Source organism: Curtobacterium sp. YC1, from assembly GCF_016267665.1.
GTDB lineage: Bacteria > Actinomycetota > Actinomycetes > Actinomycetales > Microbacteriaceae > Curtobacterium.
Genome location: NZ_CP066341.1, coordinates 666459 through 683244 on the forward strand (window position 1 = coordinate 666459; position 16786 = coordinate 683244).

Annotated in this window: 13 protein-coding genes; 5 read left to right on the forward strand and 8 right to left on the reverse strand. The window is 71.9% G+C overall.

Annotated elements, in window-relative coordinates:
• Nucleotides 1–156 precede the first annotated feature (156 nt).
• Complete coding sequence (locus tag I8920_RS03320; protein WP_198657768.1) at nt 157–1968, forward strand: DEAD/DEAH box helicase; 1812 nt, start codon at nt 157–159, stop codon at nt 1966–1968.
• Nucleotides 1969–2207: 239 nt separating this feature from the next.
• Nucleotides 2208–3569 carry a fibronectin type III domain-containing protein gene (locus I8920_RS03325; RefSeq protein WP_198657769.1) on the forward strand — a complete coding sequence of 454 codons (1362 nt, stop codon included), beginning with the start codon at nt 2208–2210 and terminating at the stop codon, nt 3567–3569.
• A 76-nt stretch (nt 3570–3645) separates the two neighbouring features.
• On the opposite strand, the gene I8920_RS03330 is transcribed toward I8920_RS03325, so the two are convergent.
• Complete coding sequence (locus I8920_RS03330) at nt 3646–4575, reverse strand: NAD-dependent epimerase/dehydratase family protein (RefSeq protein WP_198657770.1); 930 nt, start codon at nt 4573–4575, stop codon at nt 3646–3648.
• A gap of 251 nt (nt 4576–4826) precedes the next feature.
• On the opposite strand from I8920_RS03330, the gene I8920_RS03335 reads away from it, so the two are divergent.
• Genes I8920_RS03335 through opgC form a run of 3 tightly spaced genes read left to right on the forward strand, consistent with a single transcriptional unit; the run spans nt 4827 to nt 9759 of the window.
• Nucleotides 4827–6851 carry a glycosyltransferase gene (locus I8920_RS03335; protein WP_442873573.1) on the forward strand — a complete coding sequence of 675 codons (2025 nt, stop codon included), beginning with the start codon at nt 4827–4829 and terminating at the stop codon, nt 6849–6851.
• Nucleotides 6848–7258 carry an ATP-binding protein gene (locus tag I8920_RS03340; RefSeq protein ID WP_198657771.1) on the forward strand — a complete coding sequence of 137 codons (411 nt, stop codon included), beginning with the start codon at nt 6848–6850 and terminating at the stop codon, nt 7256–7258. Before I8920_RS03335 ends, I8920_RS03340 begins: the two co-directional genes overlap by 4 nt.
• Nucleotides 7255–9759 (forward strand): OpgC domain-containing protein, encoded by a 2505-nt coding sequence (gene opgC, locus I8920_RS03345; protein WP_198657772.1) that lies wholly within the window; start codon nt 7255–7257, stop codon nt 9757–9759. The genes I8920_RS03340 and opgC overlap by 4 nt, the downstream gene beginning before the upstream one ends.
• A gap of 120 nt (nt 9760–9879) precedes the next feature.
• On the opposite strand, the gene I8920_RS03350 is transcribed toward opgC, so the two are convergent.
• The 7 genes from I8920_RS03350 to I8920_RS03380 form a co-directional block, all read right to left on the reverse strand.
• On the reverse strand, nt 9880–10761 hold the full coding sequence (locus I8920_RS03350; protein ID WP_198657773.1) for a hypothetical protein: 882 nt from the start codon (nt 10759–10761) through the stop codon (nt 9880–9882).
• 119 nt (nt 10762–10880) lie between these two features.
• Complete coding sequence (locus tag I8920_RS03355) at nt 10881–11495, reverse strand: response regulator (protein WP_198657774.1); 615 nt, start codon at nt 11493–11495, stop codon at nt 10881–10883.
• A complete protein-coding gene (locus tag I8920_RS03360; RefSeq protein ID WP_198657775.1) occupies nt 11492–12865 on the reverse strand; it encodes a sensor histidine kinase in 1374 nt (457 codons plus the stop codon). Before I8920_RS03360 ends, I8920_RS03355 begins: the two co-directional genes overlap by 4 nt.
• 137 nt (nt 12866–13002) lie before the next feature.
• Nucleotides 13003–14109, reverse strand: a complete 1107-nt coding sequence (locus I8920_RS03365) for a Gfo/Idh/MocA family protein (RefSeq protein WP_198658599.1) — start codon at nt 14107–14109, stop codon at nt 13003–13005.
• 5 nt (nt 14110–14114) lie between these two features.
• Nucleotides 14115–14906 (reverse strand): ThuA domain-containing protein, encoded by a 792-nt coding sequence (locus I8920_RS03370; RefSeq protein ID WP_198657776.1) that lies wholly within the window; start codon nt 14904–14906, stop codon nt 14115–14117.
• Between the two features lie 32 nt (nt 14907–14938).
• Nucleotides 14939–15826 (reverse strand): carbohydrate ABC transporter permease, encoded by an 888-nt coding sequence (locus tag I8920_RS03375; protein WP_198657777.1) that lies wholly within the window; start codon nt 15824–15826, stop codon nt 14939–14941.
• Complete coding sequence (locus I8920_RS03380) at nt 15819–16784, reverse strand: carbohydrate ABC transporter permease (RefSeq protein WP_027464443.1); 966 nt, start codon at nt 16782–16784, stop codon at nt 15819–15821. The genes I8920_RS03375 and I8920_RS03380 overlap by 8 nt, the downstream gene beginning before the upstream one ends.
• Between the last annotated feature and the right edge of the window lie 2 nt (nt 16785–16786).

Genomic DNA, 16786 nt, shown 5'->3' on the forward strand with positions numbered 1-16786 from the left:
GACTGTGAAACTTTGCAGACCGCGCAACGATACATCCGTTACTTCGGTTGTGCAACCAAATGCACCGGTCGGCCGCGGTCTACACGGGGCGTCCGGCCCTGCACCGCACGGCTCCGCATTCACTGCTGGCGTCCCATCCGAGATACCGTTCTCCCCATGAGCACCGAGAACACCAGCACCACCGAGGCCGCCGACGAGGGGCCCGTGGTGACCTTCGCCGACCTCGGCCTGAGCGACGCGGTGCTCAAGGCCGTCAAGGACATCGGCTACGAGACCCCCTCCGCCATCCAGGAGGCCACCATCCCGACGCTGCTCGAGGGGCGCGACGTCGTCGGTCTCGCGCAGACCGGCACCGGCAAGACCGCGGCGTTCGCGCTGCCGATCCTGTCCCGCATGGAGTCGGGCGCGAAGGTGCCGCAGGCGCTCGTGCTGTCCCCGACCCGTGAGCTCGCGCTGCAGGTGTGCGAGGCGTTCGAGCAGTTCGCGTCGCACATGAAGCACGTGCACGTGCTGCCCGTCTACGGCGGCCAGGCCTACGGCGTCCAGCTGTCCGCACTCCGCCGCGGCGTCGACGTCGTCGTCGGGACCCCCGGTCGCATCATGGACCACATCGCCAAGGGCACCCTCGACCTGTCCGAGCTGAAGTACCTGGTGCTCGACGAGGCCGACGAGATGCTCAAGATGGGCTTCGCCGAGGACGTCGAGACGATCCTCGCCGAGACGCCGGACGACAAGCAGGTCGCCCTGTTCTCCGCGACGATGCCCGCGCAGATCCGCCGCATCTCGCAGCAGTACCTGACCGACCCGGCCGAGATCACCGTCAAGACCAAGACGAAGACCGCGGCGAACATCACCCAGCGCTACCTGATGGTGTCGTACCCGCAGAAGGTCGACGCGCTCACCCGCATCCTCGAGGTCGAGGACTTCGAGGGCATGATCATCTTCGTCCGCACCAAGAGCGAGACCGAGACCCTGGCCGAGAAGCTCCGTGCCCGCGGGTACGCCGCCGCCGCGATCAGCGGTGACGTCGCCCAGGCGCAGCGCGAGCGCACCGTGAACCAGCTGAAGTCCGGCAAGCTCGACATCCTGGTCGCCACCGACGTCGCCGCCCGTGGGCTCGACGTCGACCGCATCACCCACGTCGTCAACTACGACATCCCCGTCGACATCGAGTCCTACGTGCACCGCATCGGCCGCACCGGGCGCGCCGGCCGCAAGGGCGACTCGATCAGCTTCGTCACGCCGCGCGAGCGTCGTCTGCTGTCGGCGATCGAGCGCCACACCAAGCAGCCGCTCACCCAGATGCAGCTGCCCACGATCGACGACGTCAACGAGACGCGCCTGACCCGCTTCGACGACGCGATCACCGCGGCGCTCGAGCAGCAGGACCGCATCACCGCCTTCCGCGACGTCATCGCGCACTACGTCCGGAACCACGACGTCCCCGCCGACGACGTCGCCGCCGCGCTGGCCGTCGTCGCGCAGGGCGAGGACCCGCTGCTGCTCGATCCCAAGGCCGACGAGCTGCGGAACCGCGTCGAGCGCGACAGCCGGAGCGGCGACCGCCGTGAGCGCGACGACGACCGTGGTGCCCGTGGCGACCGTGACCGCGGCGACCGTGCACCGCGACGCTCCCAGCCGATGACCCCGTACCGCATCGAGGTCGGCCGCCGTCACCGCGTCGAGCCGCGCCAGATCGTCGGCGCCCTGGCGAACGAGGGCGGCCTGCGCCGCGACGACTTCGGCGCGATCCAGATCCGCCCGGACTTCTCGATCGTCGAGCTGCCGGCCGACATGGACCGCGGCGTGCTCGACCGCCTGACGGACACCCGGATCAGCGGCAAGCTCATCGAGATCCGTCCGGACCGCCGCGGCGGTGCACGTCGCTCGGACGACCGAGACCGGGACCGCGACCGCGCCCCGCGCGGTGACCGCGACGACCGCCCGGCGCGCAAGCCGCGCTACTGACGCGACCACCCACGAGACGGGAGGCCCGGTGCCGGTTGGCACCGGGCCTCCCGTCCGTCTGTGCGCGCCCCTGACGCTCGTCACGCAGTGCCGGCGGGGTGCTTCCGGCGGGGCGCGCCCCGCCGATGCGTTGCGGGGAACCGCAGATCGCTCCCGGTCCCGTTCCCCGCGGGCCCACGCGGTGCTGTGATGTCGGGAGCCGCGGCGCAGGGAGCCGCGGAGGAGGCAGGGGATCCATCGTGTACCGAGCACTCGTCACCGCGGTGGTCGCCGCGGCGCTCGTCATCGGGGGAGCGGCGCCGGCGACGGCGCACGGCTCCGGCGGGTCGGCGCCGGGCAGCCCGACCGTGGTCCGCATCACCGGCGATGCCGACTCCGCCACGATCACCTGGCACGCCCCGCGGCACGGTGCGCGGGTCGCCGGGTGGAAGGTCGCCATCGCCGCCGTCCACGACGACCACGACCGGCAGGCCGAACGGCTGCACTCGCGTGCGAGGTCGGCCGGCTTCGACGAGCTGACGCCGGCCACCACCTACCGGTACTCGGTGCGGGCGCTCGGGCACCGGGCGAACGGCCGGACCATCGTCGGGCGCTGGACGACGCCCGCCGCGCCCACCGAGCCGGAGCAGCAGACGACGGCGTCGCTGTTCGCGCTGGACGGCGACGGCGACGTCGTGCGGTTCCCCACGTCCGGGTCCGACGAGCCGACGACGGTGGCGACGGACGGCACCGGGTTCACCGCGAACGCCGCCGGTGACGTCTTCACCCCCTCGGCGGACCGCACCCGCATCCTGCTGCACCCGGCCGACGGCGGTCCGACCGAGACCATCGCGTCCGGCCTGCACCTGACCGCCGACCTGCGCTCCGACGCCGACGGCGACCTGTACTGGCTCGACTCGGTGTCCGGTTCGGTGCAGAAGCTCGCCGACGACGGCCAGCCGGCGCGCACGGTGGTCACCTTCGCCGGCACGGCGAGCGGATCGACCCGCACGCAGTGGGCGGTCGGCCGGGACGGCACCGTCTCGACGCTGGTGAGCACGACCCACGACGCGCTGGTGAACACCGCGAGCCCCTCGGGCGCCGTGACGAAGCGCACGGTGACGTTCCCGGGCGGCTCGGCGTTCGGGTACCTGAACGGACTGGTCGCGGACGGACACGGCACGCTCTACCCGAGCTTCCAGGCCTTCGGTGGCTCGGCGTACACCGGATGGTACGCGCTCCCGGCGCACGCCACGACGTTCACCCAGTTCTCGACGCGCTACGCCCACCAGTACGCGGCGGTCAACTCCACCCACTTCTCGCTCGTGCAGTCGCAGGAGTGGTGCCCCGCCGTCTCCGAGGGCAGCCCCGGCGGGTGCCACGTCGACAAGACGCTGACGCACCTGGTCACCCGTGACGCGGCAGGCACCACGACGGAGCTGACGACGAGCGGCGCGACCGCGAACGGCCGCGGCTCGTTCGTCGGTGCGGCGGACGAGGCCGGCGACGTGTTCCTCGACATCGACGGTGGTCCGACGCCGGGCCTGTGGCGCGTGCCCGCCGGTGGTGGTCCCGCCGAGCAGCTCTCGGCGGCGCAGTACTCGCGGCTCGTGGTGGTCTGAGCCGCAGGACCCGCGGCACCCGTGTCGCGGTACGAGCAGGGCGGGGTGGGACGCAACGGCGCGTCCCACCCCGTCCTCACGCGGTGACGCCGTCGACCGTGCGGCGGCAGACCTCGTCCCACGGCGTGGGCTCGAGGTCGAACCGGGCGCGGGTCTCGGTGTCGTCGACCACGTAGGGCGCCGTCCACTGGTACCGCAGGTCGGCGAGCTCGCGCAGCATCGGCGACACGAGTCCGAGCGCCCGCAGCGCGCCGCCCGGAAGGCTGCGGACCCGCACCGGAGCGTGCCCGGCGGCGGCGAGGACGTCGGTCAGGGCCTGACGCTGTGACCGCGGCGGGTTGCTCGGCACGATCCACGTCCGGCCGAGCGCGGTGTCGTCGTCGGCGGCGGCGACCAGGGCGCGGGCGACGTCGAGCACGTCGGTGAAGGTGTGCGGCAGGTCCGTGCGACCGATCATCGTCACGGGCTCCCCGCGGAGCGCGGCCGGCAGCACCCGCGTGACGTGTCCGTTCGGACCGATGCCCGGGCCGAGGTAGTCCGACCCGCGTACCTCGACGGCGCGCACCCGTCCGGCGCGGTGCGCCGCCAGGGCGTCCGCCCAGAGCCGCGCACGGAGCACGCCCTTGTGGTCGGTCGCGGCGTCGGGGAGTCCCGCGTGCATCGGTCCGGTCACGGGTCCGTACGGGTACAGGTTGCCGGTGACGGCGTACACGGCGCCGGCCCGCTCCGCTGCGGTGAGCATCGACGCCGCCAGCGGCGGCCACGTCCGCTCCCACTGCGTGTAGTCGCCGGGGTTCGCGCAGTTGTACAGGACCGCCACGTGCTCGGCCGCCCGGCTGAGCGCCTCGGGGTCCGCGGCGTCCAGGGCGACGTGCTCAACCCCGCGCAGTCCGGTGTCGCGGCCCGATCGGGTGCCCACGGTGACGCGGTCGCCGCGCTCGACGAGCAGGGCGGCGACGTGTCGGCCGACCGGGCCGGCTCCGATGACCAGGTGGTGCTGCGACACGTTCGGTCCCTCCGTTGATCCGCATGACGCACTGCCGGCGGCAGGGTCCTGCCAGCAGCTTGCCGTCTCCTGGCCGGGAACGCCACGGTCTCGTCCCCAGATCGGGGCCACGGAGTGGCAGGGCGCCGGACGCTGGGGTAGACAGGTGTGACGCTGCGGTCGGACAGGGGCTGCGCGGACCAGGGCACCGTGGATCAGGAGGAACGCTTGCGACGGAGCAGGGTGGGCGACGCCGTGGACGGGGCGGCCCGGTGACCGCGCTGGACGTCAGCCGGCAGGACCGGCGACGCCTCGCCACCGGGACCGCGAACCGCAGACTCGTCACGGTGCGCACCGTCGCACTGCTGGCGTCCCTGGCCGGCCTGAACTACATCATCTGGCGGTGGGCCGCCTCGGTGAACTGGCAGTCGTGGTGGATCGCCGTGCCGCTCATCCTGGCCGAGACCTACAGCGTGATCGACTCGCTCCTGTTCGCCCTCGGTGCGTGGCGCCTGCGCGAGCGGGGGGAGCCGCCGACCAAGCCGTCGTCCGACGTCACGGTCGACGTCTTCATCACGACCTACAACGAACCGATCGACCTCGTCGAACGCACGGCGCGCGCGGCGAAGGCGATCACGCACCCGCACACGACGTGGATCCTCGACGACGGCGACCGCCCCGAGATGCGTGCGGCGGCCGAGGCGCTCGGCATCGGGGTCATCACGCGCGGCGCGGACTGGGTCGACCGACCCCGGCACGCCAAGGCGGGCAACCTCAACAACGCCCTGCTCGCGACCCAGGGCGAGTTCCTGCTCATCCTCGACGCCGACCAGGTGCCCGACCCGGCGATCCTCGACCGCACGCTCGGCTACTTCAAAGACCCGAAGATGGCGCTCGTGCAGACGCCGCAGTGGTTCGAGAACGTGCCCGACGACGACCCCCTCGGCAGTCAGGCACCGCTGTTCTACGGCCCCATCCAGCAGTCGAAGGACGGCTGGAACGCCGCGTTCTTCTGCGGGTCGAACGCCATCCTGCGGCGCGAGGCGCTCATGCAGCTCGGCATCTCGCGGTACGTGGCCGAGGTCGAGGCGTCCGTGCAGCGCACCCTCGCCACCTCGCGCACGCTGCTCGCGCGCTCCCGTGAGACCGAGACCGACCCGCGCGTGCTCGCCGCCCTCGACGACGCCGAACAGGTGGTCGACCAGGCCCGCGAGCAGGTGCGCGCCGGCGAACCCCTCGGCGACGTGACGTACGCGTTCCAGCGCGGGATCGACGCCATCGCGTTCCGGTTCGCCGCCGCCGACCTCGAGTCGGTGCGGAACGACCTGCAGGAGCTCGCGGCGATGTCCACCGACGCGAACACCTTCGCGGGGCTCGACGACGCCGCCCTCGACGTGCTCGGCCGCCGCGAGGCCTCACCGGTCGCCGCCATCGAGTCGATCGCCGTGCTCGCCCGTGCCCTCGACGTCAACCGCGACGACGAGGCCCAGCCGATCATGCCGCTGGCGACGATCTCGGTGACCGAGGACATGGCGACCGCGATGCGCCTGCACGGCCTCGGCTGGAAGTCCGCGTACCACGACGAGATCCTGGCGAAGGGGCTCGCGCCCGAGGACCTGCCGACCATGCTCGTGCAGCGGCTCCGGTGGGCGCAGGGCACCATGCAGGTGTTCTTCCGCGAGAACCCCCTGGTGCAGAAGGGCCTGTCGTGGGGCCAGCGGCTCATGTACTTCTCGACGATGTGGAGCTACCTGTCCGGGTTCGCGGCGATCGTCTACATCGCGGCGCCGGTGCTCTGCCTGTCGTTCGGCGTCGTGCCGGTCCAGGCGTACAGCGTCGACTTCTTCGCCCGGCTCATCCCGTTCCTGGTGCTCAACCAGCTGCTGTTCTGGGTGGTGGCCGCCGGCAGACCGACGTGGCGCGGGCAGCAGTACTCGCTCGCGTTGTTCCCGGTCTGGATCGAGTCGGTGACGAGTGCGTTCGAGAACGTCTACCGGGGCAAGCCACTCGGGTTCCGCGTCACGCCGAAGGTGCGCGACGAGACCGAGCAGAAGCCGCGGTGGGACCTGGTCAAGCCGCAGCTCTACGCGATGGGCGCCCTGGTCGCCGCGCTGGTCATGATCGGCATCCGCTACCTGACCGGGCAGGCCTCCGGGATCGCACCCCTGGTGAACACCGCGTGGGTCGTCTTCGACCTGTTCATCTTCAGCATCGTGATCCGCGCCGTCCTGTACCGCGGCCCGAGCACGGCCACCCAGTCCGAACACGAGTCGAGCACCGCCGGAGGACCCCTGTGACCACCGAGACCACCTTCGAGGTCGCCGCGACACCCGAGTCCCTCGACGTGGTCCAGGACCGCTTCGCCGCGTGGTGGGACGGCCTGGACATCGACGACCTCCGTCTGCGCTTCGCCCTCGAGACGGCACTGGCCGAGGTGGCCGCGAACATCGTCGAGCACACGGTGCGCACCGACCGCGAGACCGGCCGGCGGTACACCGTGCGCCTCGCGGCCACCGACCGCGAGCTGACGGCGGTGCTCACCGACAACGGGATGCCCGTCGACATCGACCTGAGCGCGGTGACGATGGCCGACGTCGAGCAGGAGAGCGGTCGGGGCCTCGCGCTCGCCATCGCCGCGCTCGACCGGCTCGAGCACCGGCACGAGCCCGGCCACAACGTCTGGACCCTTGCGTGCGCGCGGTGAAGAAGTCCGTGGCCCGCGCGGCCGCCCTCCTCGTCACGTTCGCCACGCTCCTGCTCGGTGGCGCGCTGCCGGCGTCCGCAGCGTCCGCAGCGTCCGCCGCGTCCGTGCAGACTGCCGCCGTGCAGCCGGCCGACGGGACCGCCTGGTTCGGACCGGACCTCGACTGGGCCAGCGACTCGCCCGAAGGGTACGAGGGGCGGCTCGGCGCGACACCGTCGATGTACGGGGTGTCCGTCGACTACCCGCTCGACCGCACGGCGCGACAGGAGCTCCTGCGCTCCGCGCGCGCAGCCGCGACCCAGGGCGCGGTCCTCGTCGTGAGCCTGGAACCCGACCGCGAACTGCGATCGCTGGACACCGCTGATGCCCGTGCGGTCAACTCCGTGTTCGAAGAGCTCCACGACCAGTACGACACCCAGGTGCTCGTCCGGTACGCGCCGCAGATGAACGGCTCGTGGGTGCGCTGGGGGCAGCAACCCACCGAGTTCGTCCGGACGTTCCGCTCGCTCAGCGACACGGTGCACGCCGGTTCCTCGGACGCGCTCATGGTGTGGTCCCCGTCGTACGGCGCCGGCTACCCCTTCGGTGAGTCTGCCGGGCGCCTCCGCAACCTGTCACCGGTCGACGTCGCCAAGGCGGACACCAACGGCGACGGGCAGCTCACCGGCGCCGACGACCCGTACGGCCCGTACTGGCCGGGCGCCGAGGCCGCCGACTGGGTCGGGCTCTCGATGTTCTCGTACGGCAAGGGCGACCCGACCGAGGCCGCGGGTCGAGCCGTCCCGCTCACCCGCAGCGGCGAGGTCGAGGCCCGGTTCGACGAGGACTGGGGGTACGACCAACCGCAGCCGGAGAGCTTCTACGACCGGTTCGCCGAGGCCGGTGACCGTCCGATGCTGCTGGACACCGGTGCCCTGTACAACCGTGAACTGCAGGGCGACTCCCAGCTCGAGGTGAAGCGGAGCTGGTGGCGGCAGGTCCTCGCCGCCGTGCAGGAGCGCCCGCTCATCCGCGGCATGACGGTCCTCGAGACGGAACGACGCGAGCCCGAGGCAGGCAACCGCATCGCCGACTGGCGGTTGACCGCCGTGCCGGCCATCGCCGGGTCGTTCCGGACCGACCTCGAGCGGTCCGGCGACTTCGTCTTCGGACCCGTCACCGACCGTGTGACCGTGCAGGAGGGCAACGCCGCGATCTCGCAGGAGTACGAGACCGGCGGCGACCAGATGGCGTGGATCGTCTGGCTCGCCGCGGGCCTGGCCGTCGTGTTCCTGCTCAGCGGGGTGATCGGCAGGATCCTGCCGAGCTGGCGGTACCCGGACGACGGGAAACCCGGCCGAGACCTGCGGCTCGACCTGTTCCGCGGGTTCATCATCCTGGCCGTGGTGATCACCCACATCGAGATCGGCGGCCCGTACTCGTACCTGACGCTGCACGCCGTCGGCGCGATCACCGGCGCCGAGATGTTCGTGTTCCTGTCCGGCATGGTGCTCGGCATGACCTACCCGTTCGCCGTCAAGAAGTTCGGCGAGTGGGCGGCGGCGATCGGGGCGTGGAAGCGTGCGCGCAAGCAGTACGTCGTCACGCTCGTGGTGATCGCGGTGGTCTTCGCGCTGAGCTTCGTCCCGTTCCTCAACACCGACGCGATCACGACGTTCACCGACCGCGGCACCGGGACCGGCGGGGTCGACGCCGAGGGCCGGGTCTACGACCTGTACCCGAACGCGATGCAGCTGCTGGCCTACCCGCCGCCCTGGTACGCGATCCGGCAGTTCCTGCTGCTCGAGATGGGGCCGTGGCCGTTCAACATCATGGGGCTGTTCGTGGTGCTGAGCCTGTTCATCCCGTTGCTCATCTGGGTGATCCGCCGCGGCTTCTGGTGGGCGCTGCTCGCCGTGAGCTGGGCGCTCTACGTGTTCCAGGCGCTCAACCCCGACTTCCGCCCGCTGAACTCCCAGTTCGAGGCGGTGTTCCCCCTGCTCACCTGGCAGGTCGTGTTCACCCACGGGCTCGTGCTCGGGTACTACCGGCGACAGATCGTCGGCGCGCTCACCGGGCGCCTGGGCAAGATCCTGGTGGGTGTCGCCGTCGGCGGCTACGCGGCGTTCCTGGTGTACGTGTGGGCCGGCGACCACTACGGGTTCACCCCGGCGCCGTTCCCGGAGACGATGTACCAGTCCCTGTACAACACGGCCTACCAGCGGGTGGACCTGCAGTGGGGGCGCCTGGTCGACATCGCGTTCTTCGCGATCGTGTCGTACGCGATCCTCACGGTGTTCTGGAAGCCCATCGCCGCCGCCATCGGGTGGCTCTGGATCCCGCTCGGACAGGCCAGCCTGTACGTCTTCGTCTGGCAGGTGTTCTTCGCGCTGGCCATCGCCTCGATCCCCGGGGTCCCGTGGGGTGACTTCTGGATCGGCTTCGTGGTCCACTCGGTGCTGATCCTGCTGGCCTGGTACATGGTCCGCAAGAAGTTCCTGTTCTCGGTCATCCCGCGCTGACGCGCAGGTGCGCGTCGAGACGGCGTGACGGACGGGAGGCCCGTGGCGGTGTCGCCACGGGCCTCCCGTCCGTCTCCTGTCGCGTCCACCGCCCGGGCCGCGCCCGGCGGGACGTGCGGGTCAGCGCGTGCGCGCGACCGCCAGGGGCGTCGGGTCCACCGGGTCCGGCGGCACCGGGAGCGAGCCGCGGATCCGGTTCTGCGCCTGGCAGTCGCTGGTGCAGTTCGTGGCACCCTGCGAGAGCTCGACGGCGTCCTCGCCGAGGACCCCACCCATCCGACCGCCGGGCTGGACCGTCCAGGTGGTCGTCGTGGTGGTCTGCGAGGTCTTCGTCGCCACCTGCGGGCTGTCCTTGCCGAGGAGCATCTGGTGCGCGCCGCTCCCGGACGTCACCGCGGCGGTGCCGTCACCGAAGTTGATCTTCCCGGTGTACGGGTTCTCGAAGTAGAACAGCCCCGCACCGAGCGTGTGCGTGAAGGTGACCGGGCCGGAGAACTCGGTCTCCATCTGGAAGATGCCGCCCTGCGCACCGTCCTTCGCCTGGATCTTCAGCTTGCCGAGGGAGGTGCCGAAGATCGCGACGAGGGTGTCGTCCTTGATCTCGAGCTGCGACAGCCTGGCCCCGGCGAGCTGCGCCGGGGTGAGCGACGGCACCTTCGAGGCGAACACGACGGTCGGCTCCGTGACCATCCGCTGCGTGTCCGGTGCGCCGGTGAGCGTGTAGTCGTAGACCCCGAGGTCGGCGACGCGGATGTCGAAGCGGTTGTGTTTGCCACGGACGGCGATGGTGCCCGAAGCGGCGACGTCCTTCACCTTGTAGTCCTTGCCGACCGCCGGGTTCGTCGTCCTGCCGTTGATCGTGACGGCGTAGTCGCCGCCGGTCGAGGTCTTGCCGGATGCGTTCGCGGGGGAGACGCCGACGAGGGCGGCTGCCGCGACGGCGCCGAGGGCGACCACCGCGGCGATGGCGGTGCTGCGTCGGCGTGAGCGCTGGGTGTGCATGAGTGCCTCCTGGTGGGCCGGGGTGGCCGCTGCGTCGATCGTCGTCGCAGCCGGGCGCCGACACCATCGGACCTTGGTACTAGTACCCCGCGCAGCCGCTCCCGCGCAGCAGCTCCCGGTCACCAGCCGTGGTCGCGTGCCCAGAGCGCCGCACTCGTCCGGTCCGCGACCCCGATGCGCCGGAAGAGCGAGCCGACGTGCACCTTGACCGTGCGTTCCGCGATGCCGAGCTCTGTCGCGATCTGCCGGTTCGACATCCCCCGGGCGATCCGGACGAGCACGTCCCGCTCGCGCGGCGGCAGGTCCGGACCGGGGCCGGCGACGCGGGCCCCGGGGAGCAGCGCCCGCGCGACCCGGGGGTCGATGGGGGCCTCGTCGCGTGCGGCGGCCCGGACCGCCGCGACGACGTCGTCGGGGGTGGCGTCCTTGAGCAGGTAGCCGGTCGCGCCGGCGGCCAGTGCGGCGCGCACCCGGTCGTCGTCCGAGAACGTCGTGAGCACGAGGACCCGCGTGGTCGGCGACGCTGCCCGCACGCCGCGGGTGGCCTCGACGCCGCCGGCGCCGGGCATCGACAGGTCCATCACGACGACGTCGGGGCGGAGCACGGGCGTGAGGGCCACGGCCTCCTCGCCGGTCGCCGCCTCGCCGACGACCTCGCAGTCGTCGGTCGTCGCGAGCACGGCACGCAGGCCGCTCCGCACCAGCGCGTGGTCGTCGACCAGGAGCACCCTCACCGCAGGGCCTCGACGTCGGCGGGTACCTCGAGCTCCCAGGTGGTGCCCGCACCCGGCGCCGTGCGGAGCCGCAGGGAACCGCCGGTGTCCTCGGCGACCTCGCGCAGCAGGGTCGTGCCGAGGTGTCCGGTGCGCCGTGCCCGCGTGACGACGGTCGGGTCGAACCCGGTGCCGTCGTCGCGCACGACCACCCGGACCACGGCGCCCACCCGCGTCACCGTGACCTCGACCCGGGTGGCGGCCGCGTGCTTGACGGTGTTCCACACGGCCTCGCGGACGAAGCGCACGACCGCGAGCAGCGCCGCCGACGACGCATCGACCACGGGCGGCACGTCGACGTCGGTCGTCAGGCCGACGGCGCGAGCGCGTGCGCAGGCGTCGTCGAGCGCCGGCCCCAGGCCGTCACGTGTCGGGGCCGCCGGTCGGATGGCCGACATCGAGGTGCGGAGCGACGACACCGCGCCCCGGAGCACGGCGGCGGCGTCGCGGGTCGCGGGTGCGGCGCCGAGGGACAGTGCGAGCCCGGCGACGTCCTGCACCGGGCCGTCGTGCAGCTCGGCGGCCATCCGGCGGCGCTCGGCGGACTCGGCGTCGAGCGCCCGGCCGAGCAGCCGTTCCCGGAGCCGCTGCCCCGACCGGATCCGCAGGAGCAGCCAGAGCAGCAACGGCACGAGCAGGGCGAGGACCACGGCGACGGTGCCGAACGCCAGGGTGGCGAACGACCGGCGCAGGTCCGTGGCGCGCGCCAGGACGTCGTCGTAGGGCTGGTACGCCTCGAACAGCAGCGCCTCGCCCGAGGGGGTGTGCACCGCCTGGTACGCCTCGAGCAACGGTCCGTGCCCCCGCTCGTACCGGTTCTCGGGCTCCTGCAGGTCGGACACCTCGGCGTCGGACCGGTCGGACTCCAGTGCCTCGAGGTCCTCGTCCGACAGCGGGAAGCGCTCGCCGACCAGCCGGGGCTCGTCCGACCAGAGCACGGTGCCGTCGGCGGCCCAGAGCTTCATGCGGACGGCCGACCCCGCGCGGAGCTCACCGGCCACCGCGGCGTCCAGCCGGGCACGTGCCGCCGTGCGGTCGGCCTCGGGCACGGCGCGGTCGGCGATCGCGTCACCGAGTGCCGGCTCGACCACGACCCGCGCCAGGGCCGCCGTGTCGCTCGTCGCGTCGCGCACGGCGAACGACTCGGCGATGCGCTGGGCGACGAGGGTGCCGGCCGTGGCGACGGCGGCTCCGCCGACGAGCGCGGCGACCACCACGCCGACCAGGACCAGCCGCCACGGCGTCCGGCCCGTCCGCCGACGCGGGTCGGCGGCGACGAGCACGACGGGCTCCGCCGTCGTGCCGCTGTCCGACGACCGTTGTCCGTGCACCCGGACACCGTAACCGTCGGCGTCCCCGTCGGGCGTCCGCGCAGGCGCGGATCGCCGGAGAACGCAGACGGGAGGCCCGTGGCGGTGTCACCACGGGCCTCCCGTCCGTCAGGTGCGTGCGTCGCACGCGCCGGCGATCAGCTCGCCGGCGTCGCCGCCGTCGCGTGCGCGGCGAGCACGTCGCGCACCGGACCCCACCCGGTCAGGCGGTCGCGCACCGCCTCGTCCCGCTCGGCGGCGACTGCGTCCCGGTGCGCCTGCTCGAGCACCTCGTCGATGACGACCCGGCGACCGCTGCGGGCGGACGCGATGGCCGCGTCGACCATCGTCAGGCTCATGACGTTGCCGTGGACCTCACCGTCGGGCACCCCGCCGGAGCGGACCGCGCGGACGAACGACGCCAGTGCGCCCGCGATCTCGTGCCCGACCGACGGTGCCGCTGCCGGTGCGCCCGGGGTGCCGTCGAGGTCGCTCGACGGGTCGTGGTCGCCGTTCCACAGCGCGGTGCCCGCCGCGCCGGAGGCACGCCAGTCGCCGTTCCACGAGGTCTCGGCGCCCGGCGCGCACCACGAGCCGTCGTAGACGTAGCGGACGTCGTCCTCGAACGTGAACACCGCTGTGGCGGCTGCGTCCCCCCGGTACCAGGACCACGCCGGGTTCCACGACTCGCAGTACACCGACACCGGGTCCCGTTCGAGCACGTACCGGGCGGAGTCGAACGCGTGGATCGCCATGTCGAGCAGCAGGACGTCGTCCATCTCCTCGCGGAAGCCGCCGAAGTGCGGGGCCTTCGCGAACCGCGTGCTCAGGCCGCCGACCGTGCCGAGGTCGCGGACGTGCTGCCGGAACGCCACGAGCTGGTCGTTGTAGCGGCGCGACTGCGACACCATGAACAGCGTGCCGGTGGCCTCGGCGGCGGCGGCGAGCGACAGCGCCTCGGCGACGGTCTGCGCGGCCGGCTTCTCGCCGAGCACGGGGAGCCCTGCACGGAGCGCCTGCAGCGTGACCGGGTGGTGCGCGACCGGCACGGTGATGTCGAGGACGGCCTCGGCACCGGTCTCGGCGGCCAGCACGGTCAGGTCCGTGCCGACCGGGATCGACGGGTCCCCGGCGTGCTCGGCCCCGGCGCGGGCGGCGTCGAGGTCGAGGTCGACGATGCCGACCAGCTCGACCTCGGGGTCGGCTGCGACGGTGGTGAGCCAGGCCCGGCCCATCCCGCCGGCGCCGACCTGCAGGACGCGCAGCGGGCTCACGCGTCGACCGCTTCCGGCTCGGCGTCGTCGAACGGGCCGCGGTAGTGCTGCCCGTCGAAGTACTCGCCCAGGTCGTAGCGGCGCAGCGTCGGGATCTCCCGCTCGCGCTCGGGCCGGGCCCACTCGGTGCCGTTCGCGATCACGCGGCGGACGTCGGGGTGGTGGTAGACGGGGAAGTCCTGGTCGCCGGGGGAGAAGTAGAAGATCTTCCCGAGGCCGCGGCGGTAGGTCATGCCGCTGCGGAACACCTCGCCGCCGGTGAACCCCGAGATGAACACGAGCTCGTCGGGCGTCGGGACGTCGAAGTACTCGCCGTACATCTCCTGCTCGGGGATGACGATCGGGTTCGGCACGCCCCGGGTGATCGGGTGCTGCGGGTTGACCGTCCAGACGAGCTCCTGGTCGTGCTCGCTCCGCCAGCGCAGCGTGCACGTGGTGCCCATGAGCTTGCCGAAGATCTTCGACCAGTGGCCGGAGTGCAGGACGACGAGGCCCATGCCGGACAGCACGTGCCGGTGCACCCGGTCGACCACGGCGTCGTCGACGTCGGCGTGGGCGGCGTGCCCCCACCAGGTCAGGACGTCGGTGTCCGCCAGGACCTCGTCGGTCAGGCCGTGCTCGGGCTCCTGCATGGTGGCGGTCCGGACGACGGCCTCGGGCAGGTGCTCGCGGATGCCGTCCGCGATCGCGCCGTGCATGCCGTCGGGGTAGCGCTCGGCGACGTGCTGCTCGACCTGTTCGTGGACGTTCTCGCCCCAGACGGTGATGCGGAGCGGGGTGCTGGTCATGGTGTGCGCCTTTCGGGGGTCGTGGGACCCGGTCACTTGACGGCGCCGCCGGTTGCCCCGGCGGCGATGAACTTCTGCGCCACGAGCAGCAGCACGATGGCGGGGATCGAGGCCATCACCGCGGCGGCCATGACGGTCGACCAGTCGGCGGTGAAGGTGCCGATGTAGTTGTAGATGCCGAGCGTGATCGGCCGGACGTCCTCGGTGGTGGTGAGGGTCAGGGCGAACAGGAAGTCGCTCCAGGTGAACAGGAACGTGAACAGTCCGGCGGTGATCAGGGCGTTGGCGCTGATCGGCACGACGACCGAGCGGAAGGCCCGGAAGTTGCCGGCACCGTCGACCTTGGCGGCCTCGATGATCGACGGCGGGATGTTCTGCATGAACGCCCGCATGATCAGGATCGCGAAGGGCACGCCTGCGGTGCTGTCGGCCAGGATCAGCCCCGGCACGGTGTTGAGCAGCCCGAGGTCGTTGTACGCCGCGTACAGGGCGTTCGCGACGACGATGCCCGGGATCATCTGCGAGATCAGGATGCCGAACAGCACCGCGTTGATGCCCTTGACCTTGAACTGGGCGAGCGCGTAGGACGCCGGCGTCGCGATGAGCAGGCTGACGGCGACGCTGCCCAGGGCGATCACCAGGCTCGTGACCAGGGCGCCGCCCTGGTCGGCGATGGCCTGCGCGTAGCCGCCGAGCTGTGCGTTGATCGGGAACCAGGCGGCCTCGATCGCGGAACCGGCCGGCTGCAGGGAGATGTTGATCATCCAGTAGACGGGGAACAGCATCACGGCGAGGATCAGGATCCCGACGCCGGACAGCACCCACTGCTTCGCGCTCGTGGGACGGACGGGTCGCCGGGTGCCGCGGGTGACCACCGCGCGGGTCCGGAGGACGTCGTTGGTGGACGCTGCGTCAGTCATCGACGGCCTTCCTGTTGAGGCGGAGGTAGACGATCGCGAACAGGGCGGAGATCACGATGAGGATGTTGCTCAGCGCGGCGCCCTGCCCGAAGTCGAACTGCTTGAACGACAGGTCGTAGGACTGGGTCGCGATGGTCTGGGTGGCGTTCGCCGGCCCGCCGTTCGTCAACCCCAGGATGATGTCGAGCACCTTGATCGTGTAGACGACGCCGAGCACGAGCGTGACGCTCACGACGGGGCGCAGCATCGGCCAGGTGATCGCCCAGAAGGCCTTCCACCCGGTCGCGCCGTCGAGTGCCGCGGCCTCGTACAACTCGGTGGGGATGTCCTGCAGACCGCCGTACAGGATCGTGGTGTTGAAGGGGATCCCGATCCAGATGTTCACCGCGATGACGGTGATGAGCGCCACGGCGGGGCTCGTCAGCCACGGGACCGACGGGATGCCGAAGGTGCCGAGGAACTGGTTGACGACGCCCGAGTCCTGGTCGAGCATCCACTTCCAGACCGCACTCGAGACGATGAGCGGCAGCAGCCAGGGCAGCAGGAGCAGCGAGCGCAGGAGGCCGGACAGCGGGAAGTTCCGGCGGAAGAACAGGGCGAGCAGCAGGCCGAGGACGAACTGGCCGACGATCGACCCGATGGTGAACAGCGCCGTGTTGAGCATCGCCGTGCCGAACAGCTGGGACGACACGACCGAGGCGTAGTTCGCCAGGCCGACCCACGGTGCCTCGCCCGTGTAGAACGTCGACGTCGTGTACGCCTGGAAGCTCATGACGATGTTCTTGACCACCGGGTAGCCGAAGAACAGCAGCAGGAACAGGACGGCCGGCAGCAGGAACAGCAGCTGCGCGATCCGTTCGAAGCGCAGCGAGCGGCCCGGGCGGGGCCGCCGGGACGGAGCGGGTGCTCCGTTCCCGGCGGCCCGCCGTGGGGCGACGGGGGTCGCGGTGCTCGTCATGC

Coding starts and splice junctions, on each gene's coding strand:
- I8920_RS03370 (WP_198657776.1), bottom strand. CDS start 14,906: ATGACCAGCACCCCGCTCCGCATCACCGTCTGGGGCGAGAACGTCCAC.
- I8920_RS03380 (WP_027464443.1), bottom strand. CDS start 16,784: ATGACGAGCACCGCGACCCCCGTCGCCCCACGGCGGGCCGCCGGGAAC.
- I8920_RS03375 (WP_198657777.1), bottom strand. CDS start 15,826: ATGACTGACGCAGCGTCCACCAACGACGTCCTCCGGACCCGCGCGGTG.
- I8920_RS03350 (WP_198657773.1), bottom strand. CDS start 10,761: ATGCACACCCAGCGCTCACGCCGACGCAGCACCGCCATCGCCGCGGTG.
- I8920_RS03320 (WP_198657768.1), top strand. CDS start 157: ATGAGCACCGAGAACACCAGCACCACCGAGGCCGCCGACGAGGGGCCC.